Raw genomic sequence first — 16,011 nt, forward strand, 5'->3', positions numbered from 1 at the left:
CAACACTTGGACTATCGCGCCGAGATTCCCTCGTACTGACCGTGGATCAGGTTGGGGCTGCTGGATGAATAAAGGGCCACGGACTTGTCTCTGAGGCGCGTTCCACGGTGACTTCGATAAGCGTGGGGGCATCGAGGAGAAGCGCTTGCTCCAGAGCCTTCTTCAGTTCGGCAGGGTTGTCAGCGCGCCATGCGGCCACACCAAAACTCTCTGCAAGTTTGACGAAGTCCGGGTTATCAAGGCTAGAACCGATATAGCGTCCCTGATAGGCCTGACGCTGGTCACGCAATACGTTTCCATAAGACTGGTTGTTGAAGACAATCGCTACAACATTGATCGCGTGCTGGGCGGCGGTGGCGAGTTCTTGCACACCAAACAGAAACCCGCCATCGCCGGATATCGACACAACCGCCTTGTCGGGGTTGGCAACCTTGACGCCAAGCGCAGTATTATATCCAAATCCCAGATTGTCCTGATAGCCACACGTCACATACTGACGTGGAGCATAGACCGGAAAGCCAAACCGCGCGGTGAAACCAACCTGGCTGACTTCTTCGACCAGAAAGCCGTCTCGCGGCAGAACTTCACGTATGGCGTCGAGATAGGCCATCTGCGGCTGAACGCTCGAAAACGCGTCGCGGGCTTTCAGTTTTCTCTCGCTGAACTCTGCTTTGCGATCCAGACTGGTCGGGTTGACAGCGTTCGCAAGCGCAAGGGTTGCTTCTGCAGCATCGGCCACAATTGCCACGTCGGGCTTGAGGCGAACCATTTCTGTCGCATCGATATCAATACGGATGACTTTGATGCCTTTGGGCATCCAGCGCCAACGCATGAACTGAAGTTCGAGACGGCTACCAATGCCGATGAGAAGATCGCAATCTTGCCAATAGTCGAAACCGGCAACCGAGTTGAAAGCATATGGATCATCGTCCGGTACGATGCCCTTGCCCGAACGGTGCGCGGTGACGGGGGCTTGTATCGCCTCCGACAGTGCCTTGATTTCAGCTGCCGCGTCGATAGCACCGCCGCCGACCATGATGAGCGGATTCTTCGCCGTTCGTATCAGTTTGACGGCCGCTTCGATGCTGTCGGGATCGACCGGCGGCGGAGCAAGCGGCGCTCCAACCAGGGGAGAAGCAACCAGTCCCTTCTGGCCAAAGACGTCCCACGGGGCCTCAACTGCAACGGGTCGCTGCCGTCCGGACGACATCTGTGTGAACAGGTTTGCCATGACGTTATAGGTTGAGGAGGGGTGTTCGATCCGCTCCGCCGCTTTTGTCAGGCCACGAAGTGTGGCCAATTGGTCCGGCAACTCATGCAATTGCCCCCGGCCACGACCGATCAGGTCCGCCATGATGTTGCCGGTAATGCAAAAGACAGGAGCATTGGCACCATAGGCTGTGCAAAGTGCGGCGCCCGAATTTAGAACGCCTGGCCCCGGGACGACAGTATAGACGCCCGCTCGTCCAGAGGATTTGGCATAGCCATAGGCCATGTAACCGGCGCCTTGTTCGTGACGCGTATGAATGAAACGAAGCTTGTTTCTGTATTCATAGAGCGCATCGTTAAAGTCATACATATGTGCGCCGGGAATGCCGAAGACCGTATCGACGCCGTTCGTAATCAGGGATCGTGCGATCTTCTGACCTGTCGTTTCATGCTCAATCATTGTCTGGTGCTTTCTTTCGTCTTCGTTCCATTCGCTACGTTTGCTAACGCTGGTTGACGATTGCAGCGGAAAACCGCAGCACCATCAGTCCGCCAAGAGCGATCAGTGTAGCCAGCACATACAAAGCTATTGATGAGCTTTGCGTCGTATCGCGCATCCAGCCTATAAAATAGGGGGCGACAAAGGCCGCCAGATTCCCAAGGCAGCTTATGAATGCAAAGCCCGCTGCCTGTGCGCCCGGTGCAATGAAAGAGGGTGGCAGCTGCCAGAACTGTGGAAGCGAAGCGCTCGCTCCCATGCCGGCAATGATAAGACCCAGCATAACAAGCATTGGGTTTGGCGCGGCAAAGCCGACCAGAAAGAGACCGCCAGCGGCCATCAAGGCCGGAATGACAAGGTGCCAGCGTCGCTCGGCGCGGCGGTCGGAGGAGTATCCAAAGGTCACCATGGCTATGCAGCCCGCAAGATACGGAAGAGCACTCAAAAGGCCGATGGCTGCGTCACTTGCTATGCCGGTTTCGTGAATGAGTGCGGGCATCCAGAAGGCAATGGTGTTGACCGCCAGCATGACCGAGAAATAAATACCGACGAGTTGCCAGATTTTCGCATCGCTGACACACGCCCACAAGGAGGTATTGGCAACGGGACTGGTTTCGCGCGCCAGTTGGGCAGTGAGATAGTCTTTCTGGGTTCTGTCCAGCCAAGGTGCATCCTTGATGCGATCAGGGATAATCCAGTAAACGATAACGCCCAACAGCAGAACAGGCAGACCTTCCAACAAAAACATCCATTGCCAGCCACGCATTCCCGCGAACTGGTTGAAACTCTCCAGAATCCAACCTGAAACGGGACCGCCGATTAGCCCGGCCGCCGGTACCGACAGGCTGAATATTGCGATGATCTGACCACGGCGGCGTCCCGGAAACCATCGATTGATGTAAACCAGCATGCCGGGATAGAAACTGCATTCGGCAATTCCGAGCAGAAAGCGCACAACGTAGAATTGTTGGGCAGTTGTGACCAACAAGGTGGATGCGGAGAGAATGCCCCATACAATCATGATGAAGGCAATCCAGCGTCGCGGGCCGACCTTGTCGAGCATTATGTTGCAGGGGACGCCGAAAAGGGCATAGGCGATGAAGAAAAGGCCAGCTCCAAGCCCATAAGCGGTGTCGCTGAAGCCGAGGTCCGATGTCATCTGAAGTTTGGCAAAGCCAATATTGATGCGGTCAAGATGCGCGAATATATAGCTCACGATCAGGAGCGGCATGATACGCCATGTCACGATGCGGTGTATCGTGTCGCCAAGTTTGTCTGTGCCGGTGTGATGGCTATTTAATGCTGCTTCCGCAGGTGCTTGTGATGATAATCCCTGAATTCTCATATTGCCTCCCAGCAATCACGGTCCTCTTCCGTGGTCCATTTCCTCGGTCAGCTTGTCAGCTGATATGCGGTATCAAGCCTTCAAATAATAAACATGTTAAGTAAATAGATGTGGGAGAAATGCTAGACCCGTTTCGCACGGATAGAATTTTTCGATAAAACCGTCTCTCTGTATAATATTACTTAATTGATTTGCCAAAATTTTTTAATTTCAGAATCTTGTATCAATATATCACTCAATTCCGTTCAGAATAAATATAATGCTTACTGTATTCTATGTCGGATATCTCCCAATAACCGTATCGAAGCTATTTCCCATCCCGTTTTGCATCTTGTCATATCTATTCGTTACCTCTAATTACGGATAAAGTAAACATGTTAATTAAAAGCGTAAAGTCCTGACAAGCAACAGGAGCGACGCGTTACATGCACGGCGCGAGCATCGCGGCGGTCTCTTTCAAAGAGAGTCCCGACTGCTTAAGCCGTGATAGGGAAATGGTGGGCTAAGACGTGAATTAGTCGTTGATTGCTGCCAGATCTTCCAGCGTGTCGAGAAGCTGCTCGATGCGCTCGCGTCCAAAGCGTTCTTCCAGCCTTGCGTAAATCAACCGGCTTTCCGGTGCGACTTCCTTGATGATAGCCAGACCGATGGGGGTTATTTCCAGCAGCACCCGGCGACCGTCGTTGTGGTCCTTGGCTTTGGTGATAATCCCACGCTCTTCCAGAGACCGGATAATGCGAGTCAGGCTCGGAGCCAGGATGAAGGCCTTGTCAGCCATCTCCGACGCATCGACCACGCCCATTTCTGCCAGAATGCGCAGAACACGCCATTGCTGTTCAGTAATGTCATGCTGCGCAAGCATCGGCCGAAAGTGGCTCATAACCGCTTCGCGGGCACGCAACAATGCAATCGGCACCGAACGCCGCGTGTCGCGGGGCAGCAGGTCTTCTTGCGATGATTTCGACTTCGGGGTGGAACGATTTTGCATGCAAGCTTTATCCTGCATTTTCCAACGCTTTTCAATCATTTGAATGTTGCATCCCATATCATCTGGATAACCGGGCTTGACATTGTGATTAACATGTTAAATAAAATCAGCCATACGGGGTAGCCGGATATCGATGGTTACCAAGTTTGGTTAAGTTCGTGGGAGGAACGATGCCGCATTTCACCATGGAATATTCCGCCAATCTCGACGCGGCGGTGGATTTCGACGGTCTGTGCAAAGCCGTGCATATGACCATGATGGAGACAGGGCTTTTCGAGCTTGGTGCGGTTCGTGTGCGCGCATTCAGAGCAGAGTCCTTTGCCGTCGCTGATCTGCTACCCCAAAATGGGTTCATCGATATGTCCCTTCGTATCGGCCATGGTCGTAGCGAGGAAGAGAAGCGGAGAGCCGGAGAGGCAATCTTCGCTACAGTGAGCACATTTCTGACCCCATTATTCCAGACACCGCATTTCGCGTTGACCCTTGAGGTCCGCGAGATCGATCCAAATTTGAGCTGGAAGAAAAACGCCATTCATCCGCGCCTGCGCCAGAAACAGGCCTGATTCAGAGCCGCCCACAGCAAGTTGCCGCGGTCAGCCATTTCCATATGACGGAGTAAAGCATGTCTAAGCTCGACGATAATGTTGCCAAGGCGAAAGCCTATCTGGCTCATTTTGAAAATGGGGTTCTGAACCGCGTTGGCGGAGAGGATGTGGCCGCCGTTGACGGTGCAACATTCGAAACCCTATCGCCGGTGGATTTGAAGCCTCTGGCAAAAGTTGCGCACGGTAAGGCGGTCGATATTGATCGTGCGGCTAAAGCAGCCAAACAGGCCTTTCCGGAATGGGCAGCCATGCCGGGGGTGGAGCGAAAGAAGCTGCTTCACAAGATTGCCGATGCCATTGTTGCTCGTTCGGAAGAAATAGCCTTCGTCGAATGCATGGATACGGGGCAGTCTCTGAAATTCATGGCCAAGGCCGCTTTGCGTGGCGCAGAAAATTTCCGCTTTTTTGCCGATCGCGCACCCGAGGCGCGTGATGGCAAAACCCTGCGCGCTCCGGGTCAGGTGAACATGACGACAAGGGTGCCTGTAGGTCCAGTCGGTGTTATTACGCCATGGAATACGCCGTTTATGCTGTCGACCTGGAAGATTGCACCAGCCTTGGCTGCAGGATGCACGATTGTACATAAACCAGCCGAGTTCTCACCGCTCACTGCTCGCCTGCTGATCGAGATTGCTGAAGAAGCCGGTCTGCCGAAAGGTGTTTGGAACCTCGTTAACGGCTTCGGTGAGGATGCGGGCAAGGCATTGACTGAGCATCCCGATATCAAGGCTATCGGCTTTGTTGGTGAAAGCCGCACCGGATCGATGATCATGAAGCAGGGTGCGGATACTTTGAAGCGCGTTCATTTTGAACTGGGCGGCAAGAATCCGGTTATCGTTTTCGCGGATTCAGATCTTGAGCGCGCCGCCGATGCGGCTGTCTTCATGATCTATTCGCTGAATGGCGAGCGTTGCACCTCATCCTCGCGCTTGCTGGTTGAAGATACGATTTATGACCGCTTCACGGCGCTGGTTGCAGAAAAAGCCAGCCGGATAAAGGTCGGCCACCCGCTCGATCCGGAAACCGTCGTGGGGCCGCTTATTCATCCAATCCATGAAAAGAAGGTGCTGGAATATATCGAGATCGGTCGGAACGAAGGTGCAACTGTTGCCGCCGGTGGCGCAAAATTCGACGGGCCTGGTGGCGGTTGCTATGTTTCGCCGACATTATTCACGGGTGCAAACAACCGGATGCGTATCGCTCAGGAAGAAATTTTCGGCCCGGTTCTGACGGCAATTCCGTTCAAGGACGAGGCTGAAGCGCTCGCCCTTGCCAATGACGTTCAGTATGGCCTTACCGGCTATTTGTGGACCAGCGATGTTACGCGCGCATTCCGTTTTACTGATGGTCTGGAAGCGGGCATGATCTGGGTCAATTCCGAAAATGTGCGCCATCTGCCGACCCCGTTTGGAGGAGTTAAAAGCTCTGGTATCGGTCGTGATGGCGGTGACTGGTCATTCGATTTTTACATGGAAACCAAGAATATTGCGTTTGCCAACACTGCACACGCGATTCAAAAACTTGGCGGTTGAAGAAGGCGCGCCGACGTCCCGCTTTACGATAACTGCCATTCCGAGGAGGAAATAATGGCTCTGCCGAAACCAAATCTCTATCCGCCATTCAATATTCTGCGACTGTCGCACGTTGAGCTGGCCGTCACCGACCTTGCGAAGTCGCGCGCTTTTTATGTCGATATTCTTGGGCTGCAGGTGACGGACGAGACCGCCGACGCGATTTATCTGCGTGCCATGGAGGAGCGCGGACATCATTGCATCGTGCTGCGCAAATCCGATAAGGCGGAAGCCTGTGACCTTGGTTTCAAGGTGTTCTCCGACGAAGACCTCGACAAGGCCGAGCATTTTTTTCGCAGCAAGGAACTGCCTGTCGAATGGGTGGAGCGGCCCTATCAATCACGGACATTGCGCACCCGTGATCCACATGGTGTTCCGTTGGAGTTTTATTCCAGAATGGATCGCCTGCCGCCGATCCACCAGAAATATGCGCTTTATAAAGGCGTCAAGCCGCTGCGCATCGATCATTTCAACTGCTTCTCGCCGAATGTCGATGAAAGCGTTGCTTTCTATAACGAAATCGGGTTTCGCGTTACCGAATATACTGAAGATGCCGAAACCGGACGTCTGTGGGCCGCGTGGACGCATCGCAAGGGTGGTGTACACGATATTGCGTTCACCAATGGCAAAGGGCCTCGTCTGCATCATACCGCCTTCTGGGTCCCGACGCCGCTCAACATCATCGATCTGCTTGATGTGATGTCGACGTCTGGCTGGCTCGCCAATATCGAGCGCGGCCCCGGCCGCCATGGCATTTCCAACGCCTTCTTTCTCTATATTCGCGACCCCGACGGGCACCGTATCGAGATTTACTGCTCGGATTACCAAACCGTCGATCCCGATCTGGAGCCGATCAAATGGGATCTGAAAGATCCACAACGGCAGACGCTCTGGGGCGCACCTGCGCCGAAGTCATGGTTCGAAGAAGGCAGCCTGTTTGCCGGGGCCGAAGTGCGGGATTCTATTCTAAAAGCGCAGCCGATCGTGGCTCCCTGAACCAGTTGGCCGATGTGGTGGCCCTTCCCGGGGCGCGCGGATGGAGCGAAAGCGAGACATATATGACCAGATTGGTGAGTTTTTCGACCGCTGCGGGCAAAGCCTATGGCCTGCTGAAAGATGACGGTGTTGTCGACCTTTCGAAGAAGTACGGTCAGACTTGGCCGACCTTGCGTGAAGTTATCGAAGCAGGGGAGCTGGCAAGACTTGCGGAGGAGGGCGCAAGCCTGGCGGCAGATATTCCACTCGCGGATATCACTTACGAAATTCCCATTCCGTCACCGGAAAAGATTATCTGTGTTGGTGTGAACTTTCCCGACCGCAATGAGGAGTATAAGGACGGGCAGGCGGCACCGCCCAATCCATCACTCTTCATTCGGTTTGCGCGCTCGTTCACTGGTCACGATCGACCGCTGATCCGCCCGCCTGAAAGCCCACAGCTCGATTACGAAGGCGAAATTGTCATTGTCCTTGGCAAGGGCGGTCGGCGCATTGCTGAGAAAGACGCGCTCGACCATATCGCCGCGCTCACGCTTTGCAATGAGGGTACGATCCGCGACTGGGTGCGCCACGCCAAGTTCAATGTCACGCAAGGCAAGAACTTCGATGCAACTGGCTCTATCGGACCATGGCTGGTGCCGTTTACGGATGAAAGCCAGCTAGCGGATATCCAGCTGACCACTCGGGTTAATGGAGATATTCGTCAGCAGGACCGCACCAGCCGGATGATTTTTTCTTTCCGCAAGATCATCAACTACATTTCCACCTTCACCACGCTCGTACCGGGCGACGTACTGGTCTGTGGCACGCCGACAGGTGCGGGTGCCCGTTTTGACCCGCCGATCTGGCTGAAGCCGGGTGACGTGATCGAAGTGGAGGCGGATGGCATTGGTGTTCTCCGCAATACTGTTGCCGATGAGAAAGTCTGATCCATGTTGACTGAAACGGAAATAGCAGCGGCTGCAAACGCGCTCGACGCAGCCGAGAAGAGCCGCACACAAATCGGTCTTCTGTCGTTGAAACACAGCGGCATGACAATGGATGATGCCTATGCCGTGCAAACCGCTTGGGTAAAGCAGAAACTCGCTGCGGGCCGCAAGCAGATCGGCTGGAAGATCGGTCTCACGTCCAAGGCCATGCAATATGCGTTGAATATCAATATTCCGGATTCAGGTGTGTTGCTTGATGACATGATGTTCGATGACGGCGCAAACATTCCGGCAGATCGCTTTATCCAGCCACGTGTCGAAGCGGAAATCGCCTTTGTTATGAAGGCGCCACTCAAGGGGCCGAATGTTTCGATCTTCGATGTGCTAAACGCCATTGACTATATCACCCCGGCGCTGGAAATACTCGATACGCGTGTGCTGCGCGCCGATCCAGAGACGAAAAGGACACGCAGCATCGTGGATACGATTTCCGACAATGCCGCAAATGCGGGCATTGTCATCGGGGGGAGACAGATGCGGCCAGACCAGGTGGACATGCGCTGGATGGGCGCGATCGTCTCACGCAACGCCGAAGTTGAAGAAACTGGGCTAGGCGCGGGGGTTCTCAATCAACCCGCGCGCGGTATTGCCTGGCTCGCAAATCGTCTTGCGCAGTATGGTGACGGCATCGATGCCGGCCAGATCGTGCTCGCAGGGTCGTTTATCCGTCCTGTTGAAGCCCGCCACGGAGATACGATCAGTGCAGACTTTGGCCCCTACGGCACAATCGCCTGTCACTTCTTGTAATGAAGCCGCGCCATCGGCTACCGCTGCTCAGGAGTGATGGTCGTTACTCCTGAGCAGCGATATAGCTGCGGTGCAAAAGGCTGGCTGGCACGCGTCGCCTCATTGCCGAGGCTGGCACAATGCACTCCAACCGATTATGACGGCAAGCATCAAGATGATGCCGTCCGCTACCGGAAATGCCAGCCAGATGCCTGATACTCCGAATGCGGCGGAAAGCACGAGGATGAGCGCTGGTGCCAAAAGCCAGGGCTTTATCAAAATGAGTGCTGCCGTTCGGCCAACTCGACCAAGAGCCTGGAAATACAACGCCAAGGCAAGGACTGGGCCGGATGATGCGTAAAGCAACATCATGCGCTGCAGTATCAGTGCAACGGCGCTGATTACAGCGGGATCATCGCTGAACCAACTGCCGAGGGTGGTTCCCGCAAAGATGCCAAACACCGCGACAGACAGGCTCCAGAGGAAAGCGACTCCAATCGACAGCCGCAACGCGGCCAGCACACGGTCATTCCTTTCCGCACCAGCATTGTTGCCGGTAATGCTCTGCGTGGTCAGCGCGATAGCCATTTGCGGCAGAAAGGCAAAACCCAAAAGCCGCGTTACTACGCCATAAGCCGCTACCCAAGTACTATATTCCGTCCCAACATGAAGCCTCAAAGACAGCATTACGATACTGGCTACCACGGCAATGCCGAGAAAACTGAGACACAATGGCAGGCCAAGACGGATGATGCGAGGCCACCCATTTTGCCAGCGCTGCATAAGCGGAGCTGGCAGGGGTAACAGATCCTTGTTGCGTTTTCTGAAGCCAACGACCAATGCTAATCCGAGCGCTTGCGCTGCGACTGTACCCAGAGCCGAACCGGAAATACCGAGGCCAAGCACTGCGATCCCCAGCCAATTGGCACCGATATTGAACAGGTTGACCAGCACGGACAAGATTGCAATCAAGCTTGCCCGCCCCTCATTTCGCAGGGCATCGGCATGGACGCCAAGCATCAGTTGTACCGGCGCGCCAACAATAATGATCTGCAAATAGTTGTGCGCCAGACCGGCGACCATAAGATTACCCGCGGCCATGGAAGCGACGAGCGAAGTACCAGTCAGCACCCACAGCCCGATCAGGGCAACCGAAAGTGCCAGCGCCAATCCATGCGCACCTGCAAAGATACGACCGGCAGCGACACGATCTCCAGCGCCCAGATGCCGCGCCATGAGGCTCGACATCCCACCACCCACCAATGTGGTGAGCGCGGAAAGGACCATGATCACAGGAAAGGCTAAACTTACTGCCGCGAGGGCGTCGGAGCCGATGAAGTGGCCGACGAAAATCCCATCGACGACACTAAGAATGCCGCCCATCGACATAACCACGGCCATTGGAAGGGCGTTCGACAGAAACAGCCGCCCGACAGGGGCGGTCAGAAAAGGATTAATCCTTTGGGCGTGCCGCATAGGCATCGCTCACTCCTCATATGAGGCATTTCAAATGGGATGGGAGCCTGCATTGCCACCGTGCGAAATGCTTCGAGGGTGAGGTGTCGTGTCGATCCGGGCTTGACCATGACTTTCGTCTGCAGGAGGCAGGTGCCGGAACCTTTTCGCCAGACATAGAGGACGACCGCCGTCGGGTCAATCAAATCTACAGCCACAAAAGGGTTCTGTCACAATGTCGGCCTGTGCGAAGTCGATCAGGATGGTTACGTGCTGGATGAGATCGTTCAAATTCGCTGCAATGCCAAGGCTATGGCTGGATGAAATACTGTAGCTCGTCAATGGGCCTGAAAACTGGAACCGGGCATTCCGCGCCTGAATACAAGTAATGTGAGTGCGCTCTACCGAAGCTCTTTGAATTATATATGACAAGCAATAAAAATATAATCGCTATAAAGTGAATGGGTTTCTCATATAAATTGTTTTTATATTACTGAATTTCTGATTTGCAGATCGAGGCTTATGTCTATGGATAGCCAGAGTAACCGCAATGCTACAATATACATTGTAGATGATGATCAAGATATATGCGACTCTTTATCGGATATATTTGAAGAGGAATCCATTCGCGCTATTTATTATAGATCTGCACGATCCTTCTTAAGGTCAATACCATTAATAGGCATCGGCTGCATCCTTTTAGATGTGAACCTTCCGGAGATGAGTGGGCTGGAAATTCAAGAGCACCTGGAGCGGGTTGGAAACGCTATGCCCATTATATTCATGACCGCGTATGGGGATATCCCCATGACGGTTAAAGCCCTCAAGGCTGGAGCATCGGATTTTCTGGAGAAGCCCTTCCGACTGCAAGTTCTCCTGGATGCAGTCAGCCAAGCCTTGAGCAAATACTCAAAGCGACTTGCTTTGCGTGAAGAAGTCGACCGGGTGCGGGGCCTTGCAAGCAAATTAACGCCAAGAGAGTCTGAAGTCATGAAGGCTGTTGTTGCAGGCAAAATGAACAAGCAAATTGCTTATGACCTAAATGTGCAAGAAATCACAATAAAAGTGCACAGAGCTTCTGTCATGCGGAAAATGAAAGCGAAATCTCTGGCCGAACTCGTACGTAAAGTAGCATCCATCGAGAAGTTTTAAACATGCGGACCGGCTGTTCCGGTCCGCATCTGGCGTGTTCAGATAATAGGTTCTTTCGTCTTTCTGAATGTGACCTTCTTCGGATCGAGATTAAGATGTCCCTGAACCAGTTCCGAAGGCGTCAGTGCCAACCATTGGTTTAGTGATACGTCCGCATAGTAGCTGCTCTTGAACATTTCCAGAAAGCGGAGCGTGGTTTTGCCCGTGTTCTCGACATAGTGTCCCATAGCGAAGGGAACATAGCCGACATCACCCGCTGCATAATCAAATGTCCTTGAATGGCCGTTTGCAGCGAATACCCCCATTCTGGCTTGCCCTTCAATGTAATACTGCCATTCATCCGTATTTGGATGCCAATGGAGTTCACGTATGCCGCCAGGCTCGATTTCGACAAGAGCAGCAGCAATAGTTTTCGATGCAGGAAAATTGCTGGAGTCGGTTATTCGAACAGTTCCATTAGGTGTTTTAATCGGTTCCTGAGCCATCATACGGTGACTGAGCCGGTCAGACACCTCTTTCGCTCCGGTTGGCCGATCATCTTGAGCGCTGGAGGCTGGGACTGGCAGAGGGAACATGTAACGTTCGCTCTCTTTGGGAAGGTTTTCAAATGCCTCGACCGGGGCTCCAAAATTCTTCGCAAGCAGGTTGGGTGGAATATGGTTGAACCAGTCTGTTAGTAGAAAGGTGCTATCTTCATCAAAACCACCGTCGTCGAAAACAAGAAGAAACTCGCAGCCATCGGGACCAAGGCCTTGGATGGAATGTGGGATACCTGAAGGAAAATACCACAAATCGCCTGGTCCGACATCGCTGACAAAGTTCTCACCCGTAGCATTGACTGCTGTAATTCGGGCATTGCCGTATAGCATATAAGCCCATTCAGCCTCCTTATGCCAATGTAACTCACGAACTCCACCCGAGTTGAGGCGCATGTCTACGCCCGCAATGCTTTTTGATATGCCCAACTCGCGGACAGTCACCTGCCTTGTCCATCCACCCGGATAGAGTTTTGTGGGTGCATCGGCAAATGAGAACTTGAGATTGGGGATCGTACCAGAGTCAGTTGCTGGCTGGTTGAGCATGTCGGGACTAAGCTGATCCTTAACGACGTTTCTCGGTCCAGGATCGTTTCCGCCGAGTCCGGGTCTGCGTGGTTGTGGTGTTTCAGCAGCAATTGCACCCGTTGCAACAACTGCTGCTCCAGTCGTCAATGCCAGTAATGCTCCACGTCGAGATATATCGTTCATCAGATACTCCTTAGTCGTGCTTGCGCTCCCACGACAAGGATAGATACCCATGATGCCTCAGCCAACCTATACTCAGGTATAGTGATATTGGCGCTTTCACAATGCTAAGCCGAAATATTATTCAATAATACATCTGCGGAAGGCTGCGGTGATGTAATATTGATTGGCAAGCAGCGTAATTAGATTTGCTGCGTTGAAAAAATGCGACGTTAGCACTGCCAAAAGCTATGCCCTTATTCATAGAGCTGGCGGTAACGCTCACGAAGTATGTTCTTTTGAACTTTGCCCATGGTGTTTCGCGGCAATTCTTCTACAAATAGAACTCGCTTTGGCAGCTTGTAGCGGGCCAGACGCTCGCTCAAAGCGATCAATACATGCTTTTCTTCCAACGCAGAACCGGGCTTTTTCACGACAACAGCTGTCGTGCCCTCGCCAAAATCTCTGTGTGGTACACCGATGACTGCACTCTCAAGTACCCCATCCAACAGATCGATTTCGCTTTCGATTTCTTTGGGATAAATATTGTAACCGCCGGAAATTACGAGATCTTTGCCGCGGCCTACAATGTTCACATAACCTTTTTCATCGATAAGGCCGAGATCGCCAGTGATGAAGAAGCCGTCGTCACGGAACTCCTCTTTGGTCTTTGCAGGCATGTTCCAATAGCCTTTGAATACGTTTGGTCCTTTGACTTCCAGCATTCCCGTCTCTCCCACTGGAAGTTCCCTGCCACTTTCCATATCCACCACTCGTATATTCACGCCAGGTAGTGGAAAGCCCACTGTTCCCGCAATACGATCCCCCTGATAGGGATTGGAGGTGTTCATATTGGTTTCTGTCATGCCATAGCGTTCCAGAATGGCATGCCCTGTGTTGTGGAAGAAAGTCTGGTGGGTCTCGTTTAAAAGAGGTGCCGACCCTGAGATAAAGAGCCGCATATGAGCAGTGCTTTCGCGGTTTACACGCGCGTCCTGTGACAAGCGCACATAGAACGTCGGAACCCCCATCAAAACGGTTGCTTTGGGCAGACGGGATATGATCTGGTCTGGATCAAACTTCGGCAACAGAAACATCGATGCGCCGGAAATCAGGGTAACGTTGCTTGCTACAAACAGGCCATGTGTGTGAAAAATCGGCAATGCATGGATGAGCCGATCTGTAGCGGTAAAGTGCCAGCTATCGCGCAATGTCAAAGCATTGGAGAGAAGATTGTCATGGCTGAGCATCGCGCCTTTCGAGCGTCCTGTTGTGCCTGATGTGTAAAGAATGGCGGCAAGATCGTCTGGTCCGCGGTCGACATCTTTAAATTCCACTCCGGTACCGTTTGCACGGTCCATCAATGAACCGCCGCCTGTATCGTCGAGCGTTTCAAGAACCGCACCGCAGGCGTGGACCGTGTCGGCCAGTTTTTCCGCATTTTGCGGTGAGACCACCACCAGGGCTGGTTTGGCGTCGTTAAAAAAGTAGTCGAGTTCGGCAACGGTATAGCCTGTGTTCAGCGGCAAATAGACCGCGCCGCACCGCAAACAGGCCAGATAAAGCATTAAAGCTTCGGCGCTTTTTTCAACTTGAACGGCTACGCGGTCGCCGGGGTTAACGCCGCGCTCGACCAATACATTGGCAAGGCGCGCCGATAACGCCAGCATATCCCCATATGTCCAGATTTTCTCTGCTTGCGTCTCGATGAAGATCGCGTCGGTCGTGGAAATTGCGTTGCGGATGGCGTCAAACAGGTGATTAGGCATATGTTGTTCCCAGGGAATTTTTGGCTGCCTTTATAGGCGGCTGAATGGAAGCTGGTTTGCGAAGATTTGCAGAAGCGATGACCTCTCCTCTTTCTGCATAGGCTTCATGATTGCGCTCGATGTCATCAAGCTTGTAAAGATAGTTGACCATCAATCCGTGCGATTCCCGCATTGCTTTTGCGGAAACATCTCCGAGATAATTGAGACGTTCAAGCCTGGCGCCGTTGCCAAGATGGAAGCGGGCGACCGGGTCGATAAGACGTCCATTGGCGGTGCGAGCATTCAGGAAATAATGCGTGGCCGCGCGCAAGAACAGCGGGTGGATTTCGGCTGTCAAAGTCTCGTTGTTGTCCCAACCTGCATTTTCGAGAAGTTGTCGCAGTCGGTCAAGCTCCAGTGTGGTGTCGCTTTCGACGCTCGCGGTCTTCAGCCAGCGCCCGAACCCAGGTACGGGCGAGAGCGTGACAAAATTCTTGAGTGCTGGCAGTTCACGACGCAACTCTTCGACGACCTGTTTGATCAGAAAGTTCCCGAAGGAAATGCCTCGCAAACCGCTTTGACAGTTGGAAATGGAGTAGAATACCGCCGTATCGGCATCGTTTGCCGCGATTGCTTCGCGCTTGTTATCAAGCAAAGGGCCGATCTTGTCGGGAATCGATCGCGTGAGCGCTACTTCGACAAAGATCAAAGGCTCATCCGCAAGTTGCGGATGAAAGAATGCGAAGCACCGCCGATCCGATGGCGCTAGCCGATTTCGGAGCTCATTCCAGTCGCCAATGGCATGAACGGCTTCGTAGCGAATGATTTTTTCAAGGATGTGTGCGGGTGTGGTCCAATCAATGGAGCGCAATTGCAGGAAACCGCGGTTGAACCAGGATGTGAAGAGATGTGAGAAGTCTGAATCGACCGCTCCAAGCTCGGGCATCGATGTCTGCATATGCAGAAGTGCATCGCGCATCAGGACCAGCGAAGCTGTTCCCCTTGGGGCTGCATTCAATCTGCGAATGAGTTCTTGCCGTCTTGGTTCCGCCGCGTCATGCAGTCTGGAAAGAGCATCGGGATTTGGCGATGCACGGTAATCGTCGATGGCTTTATCAAGACGAGCAGTGTTGGCGCCGTATTTATCAAGAAGGGCACTCATGAATTTACGCTGCTCGTCTTTGCCGAGCAATTCCCAGCCGGTCAGTATATCCTGCGCTAGTGCGAGGCCCGAAGCTTCTCCCTTACTCGAGAGGAGATGCTCACAGTGCAGCATCAGCAGTTCAAAGTTTGATTGCTTCTGCGAGGGGCGCGGTGATTTTGCAATCAGTCGACGGCCACGGTCTGCGATCGCATCAATCATGTCGCGAAATGAGGAAATGCTGCTCATAAACCTACTCCGATGGCGCGGATTGAGAAGGTTGGACGATTTTGCCTTAATCTGTGCCGACGCCTGAACTGCTTGGTCGTCCTGTCAGGTGCATCCTATGCTTATCCCTCTTGCA

At 53.1% G+C, this 16,011-nt stretch carries 13 protein-coding genes; 6 read left to right on the forward strand and 7 right to left on the reverse strand.

The features are described from left to right. Positions 1-46: 46 nt before the first annotated feature. From FGI60_RS06995 to hpaR, 3 genes are all read right to left on the reverse strand, one after another. Entirely contained in the window at positions 47-1,669 is a 1,623-nt protein-coding gene (locus FGI60_RS06995; protein ID WP_138784534.1) for a thiamine pyrophosphate-dependent enzyme, read from the reverse strand. A gap of 43 nt (positions 1,670-1,712) precedes the next feature. Continuing rightward, positions 1,713-3,053 carry an MFS transporter gene (locus FGI60_RS07000; protein WP_138784535.1) on the reverse strand — a complete coding sequence of 447 codons (1,341 nt, stop codon included), beginning with the start codon at positions 3,051-3,053 and terminating at the stop codon, positions 1,713-1,715. 514 nt (positions 3,054-3,567) lie between these two features. Beyond that, positions 3,568-4,059 (reverse strand): homoprotocatechuate degradation operon regulator HpaR, encoded by a 492-nt coding sequence (gene hpaR / locus FGI60_RS07005; protein ID WP_171058731.1) that lies wholly within the window; start codon positions 4,057-4,059, stop codon positions 3,568-3,570. 152 nt (positions 4,060-4,211) lie between these two features. Here hpaR and FGI60_RS07010 point away from each other — a divergent pair, with 152 nt between their 5' ends. From FGI60_RS07010 to hpaH, 5 genes are all read left to right on the forward strand, one after another. Next, positions 4,212-4,604, forward strand: coding sequence for a 5-carboxymethyl-2-hydroxymuconate Delta-isomerase (locus FGI60_RS07010; protein ID WP_138784537.1), 393 nt, complete (start codon positions 4,212-4,214; stop codon positions 4,602-4,604). A 59-nt stretch (positions 4,605-4,663) separates the two neighbouring features. Then, complete coding sequence (gene hpaE, locus FGI60_RS07015) at positions 4,664-6,178, forward strand: 5-carboxymethyl-2-hydroxymuconate semialdehyde dehydrogenase (RefSeq protein WP_138784538.1); 1,515 nt, start codon at positions 4,664-4,666, stop codon at positions 6,176-6,178. Positions 6,179-6,232: 54 nt separating this feature from the next. Next, positions 6,233-7,213: a 3,4-dihydroxyphenylacetate 2,3-dioxygenase gene (gene hpaD / locus FGI60_RS07020; protein ID WP_138784539.1), complete on the forward strand. Its 981-nt coding sequence runs from the start codon at positions 6,233-6,235 to the stop codon at positions 7,211-7,213. A 62-nt stretch (positions 7,214-7,275) separates the two neighbouring features. Continuing rightward, entirely contained in the window at positions 7,276-8,142 is an 867-nt protein-coding gene (locus tag FGI60_RS07025; protein WP_138784540.1) for a fumarylacetoacetate hydrolase family protein, read from the forward strand. A gap of 3 nt (positions 8,143-8,145) precedes the next feature. Then, a complete protein-coding gene (gene hpaH, locus FGI60_RS07030) occupies positions 8,146-8,949 on the forward strand; it encodes a 2-oxo-hept-4-ene-1,7-dioate hydratase (protein ID WP_138784541.1) in 804 nt (267 codons plus the stop codon). 99 nt (positions 8,950-9,048) lie between these two features. On the opposite strand, the gene FGI60_RS07035 is transcribed toward hpaH, so the two are convergent. Further along, on the reverse strand, positions 9,049-10,410 hold the full coding sequence (locus tag FGI60_RS07035) for an MATE family efflux transporter (RefSeq protein WP_138784542.1): 1,362 nt from the start codon (positions 10,408-10,410) through the stop codon (positions 9,049-9,051). A gap of 501 nt (positions 10,411-10,911) precedes the next feature. On the opposite strand from FGI60_RS07035, the gene FGI60_RS07040 reads away from it, so the two are divergent. Beyond that, on the forward strand, positions 10,912-11,535 hold the full coding sequence (locus FGI60_RS07040; RefSeq protein WP_328592646.1) for a response regulator transcription factor: 624 nt from the start codon (positions 10,912-10,914) through the stop codon (positions 11,533-11,535). A 38-nt stretch (positions 11,536-11,573) separates the two neighbouring features. Here the strand turns inward: FGI60_RS07040 and FGI60_RS07045 are convergent, their stop codons facing one another. The 3 genes from FGI60_RS07045 to FGI60_RS07055 all read right to left on the reverse strand — a co-directional run bounded on the left by FGI60_RS07045 (position 11,574) and on the right by FGI60_RS07055 (position 15,896). Then, complete coding sequence (locus tag FGI60_RS07045) at positions 11,574-12,782, reverse strand: cupin domain-containing protein (protein ID WP_138784544.1); 1,209 nt, start codon at positions 12,780-12,782, stop codon at positions 11,574-11,576. Positions 12,783-13,015: 233 nt separating this feature from the next. After that, on the reverse strand, positions 13,016-14,527 hold the full coding sequence (locus FGI60_RS07050; protein WP_138784545.1) for a malonate--CoA ligase: 1,512 nt from the start codon (positions 14,525-14,527) through the stop codon (positions 13,016-13,018). Next, a complete protein-coding gene (locus FGI60_RS07055) occupies positions 14,520-15,896 on the reverse strand; it encodes a malonyl-CoA decarboxylase (protein ID WP_138784546.1) in 1,377 nt (458 codons plus the stop codon). Before FGI60_RS07055 ends, FGI60_RS07050 begins: the two co-directional genes overlap by 8 nt. Positions 15,897-16,011: the final 115 nt, after the last annotated feature.

Source organism: Brucella haematophila (assembly GCF_005938105.1).
GTDB classification, from domain to species: domain Bacteria; phylum Pseudomonadota; class Alphaproteobacteria; order Rhizobiales; family Rhizobiaceae; genus Brucella; species Brucella haematophila.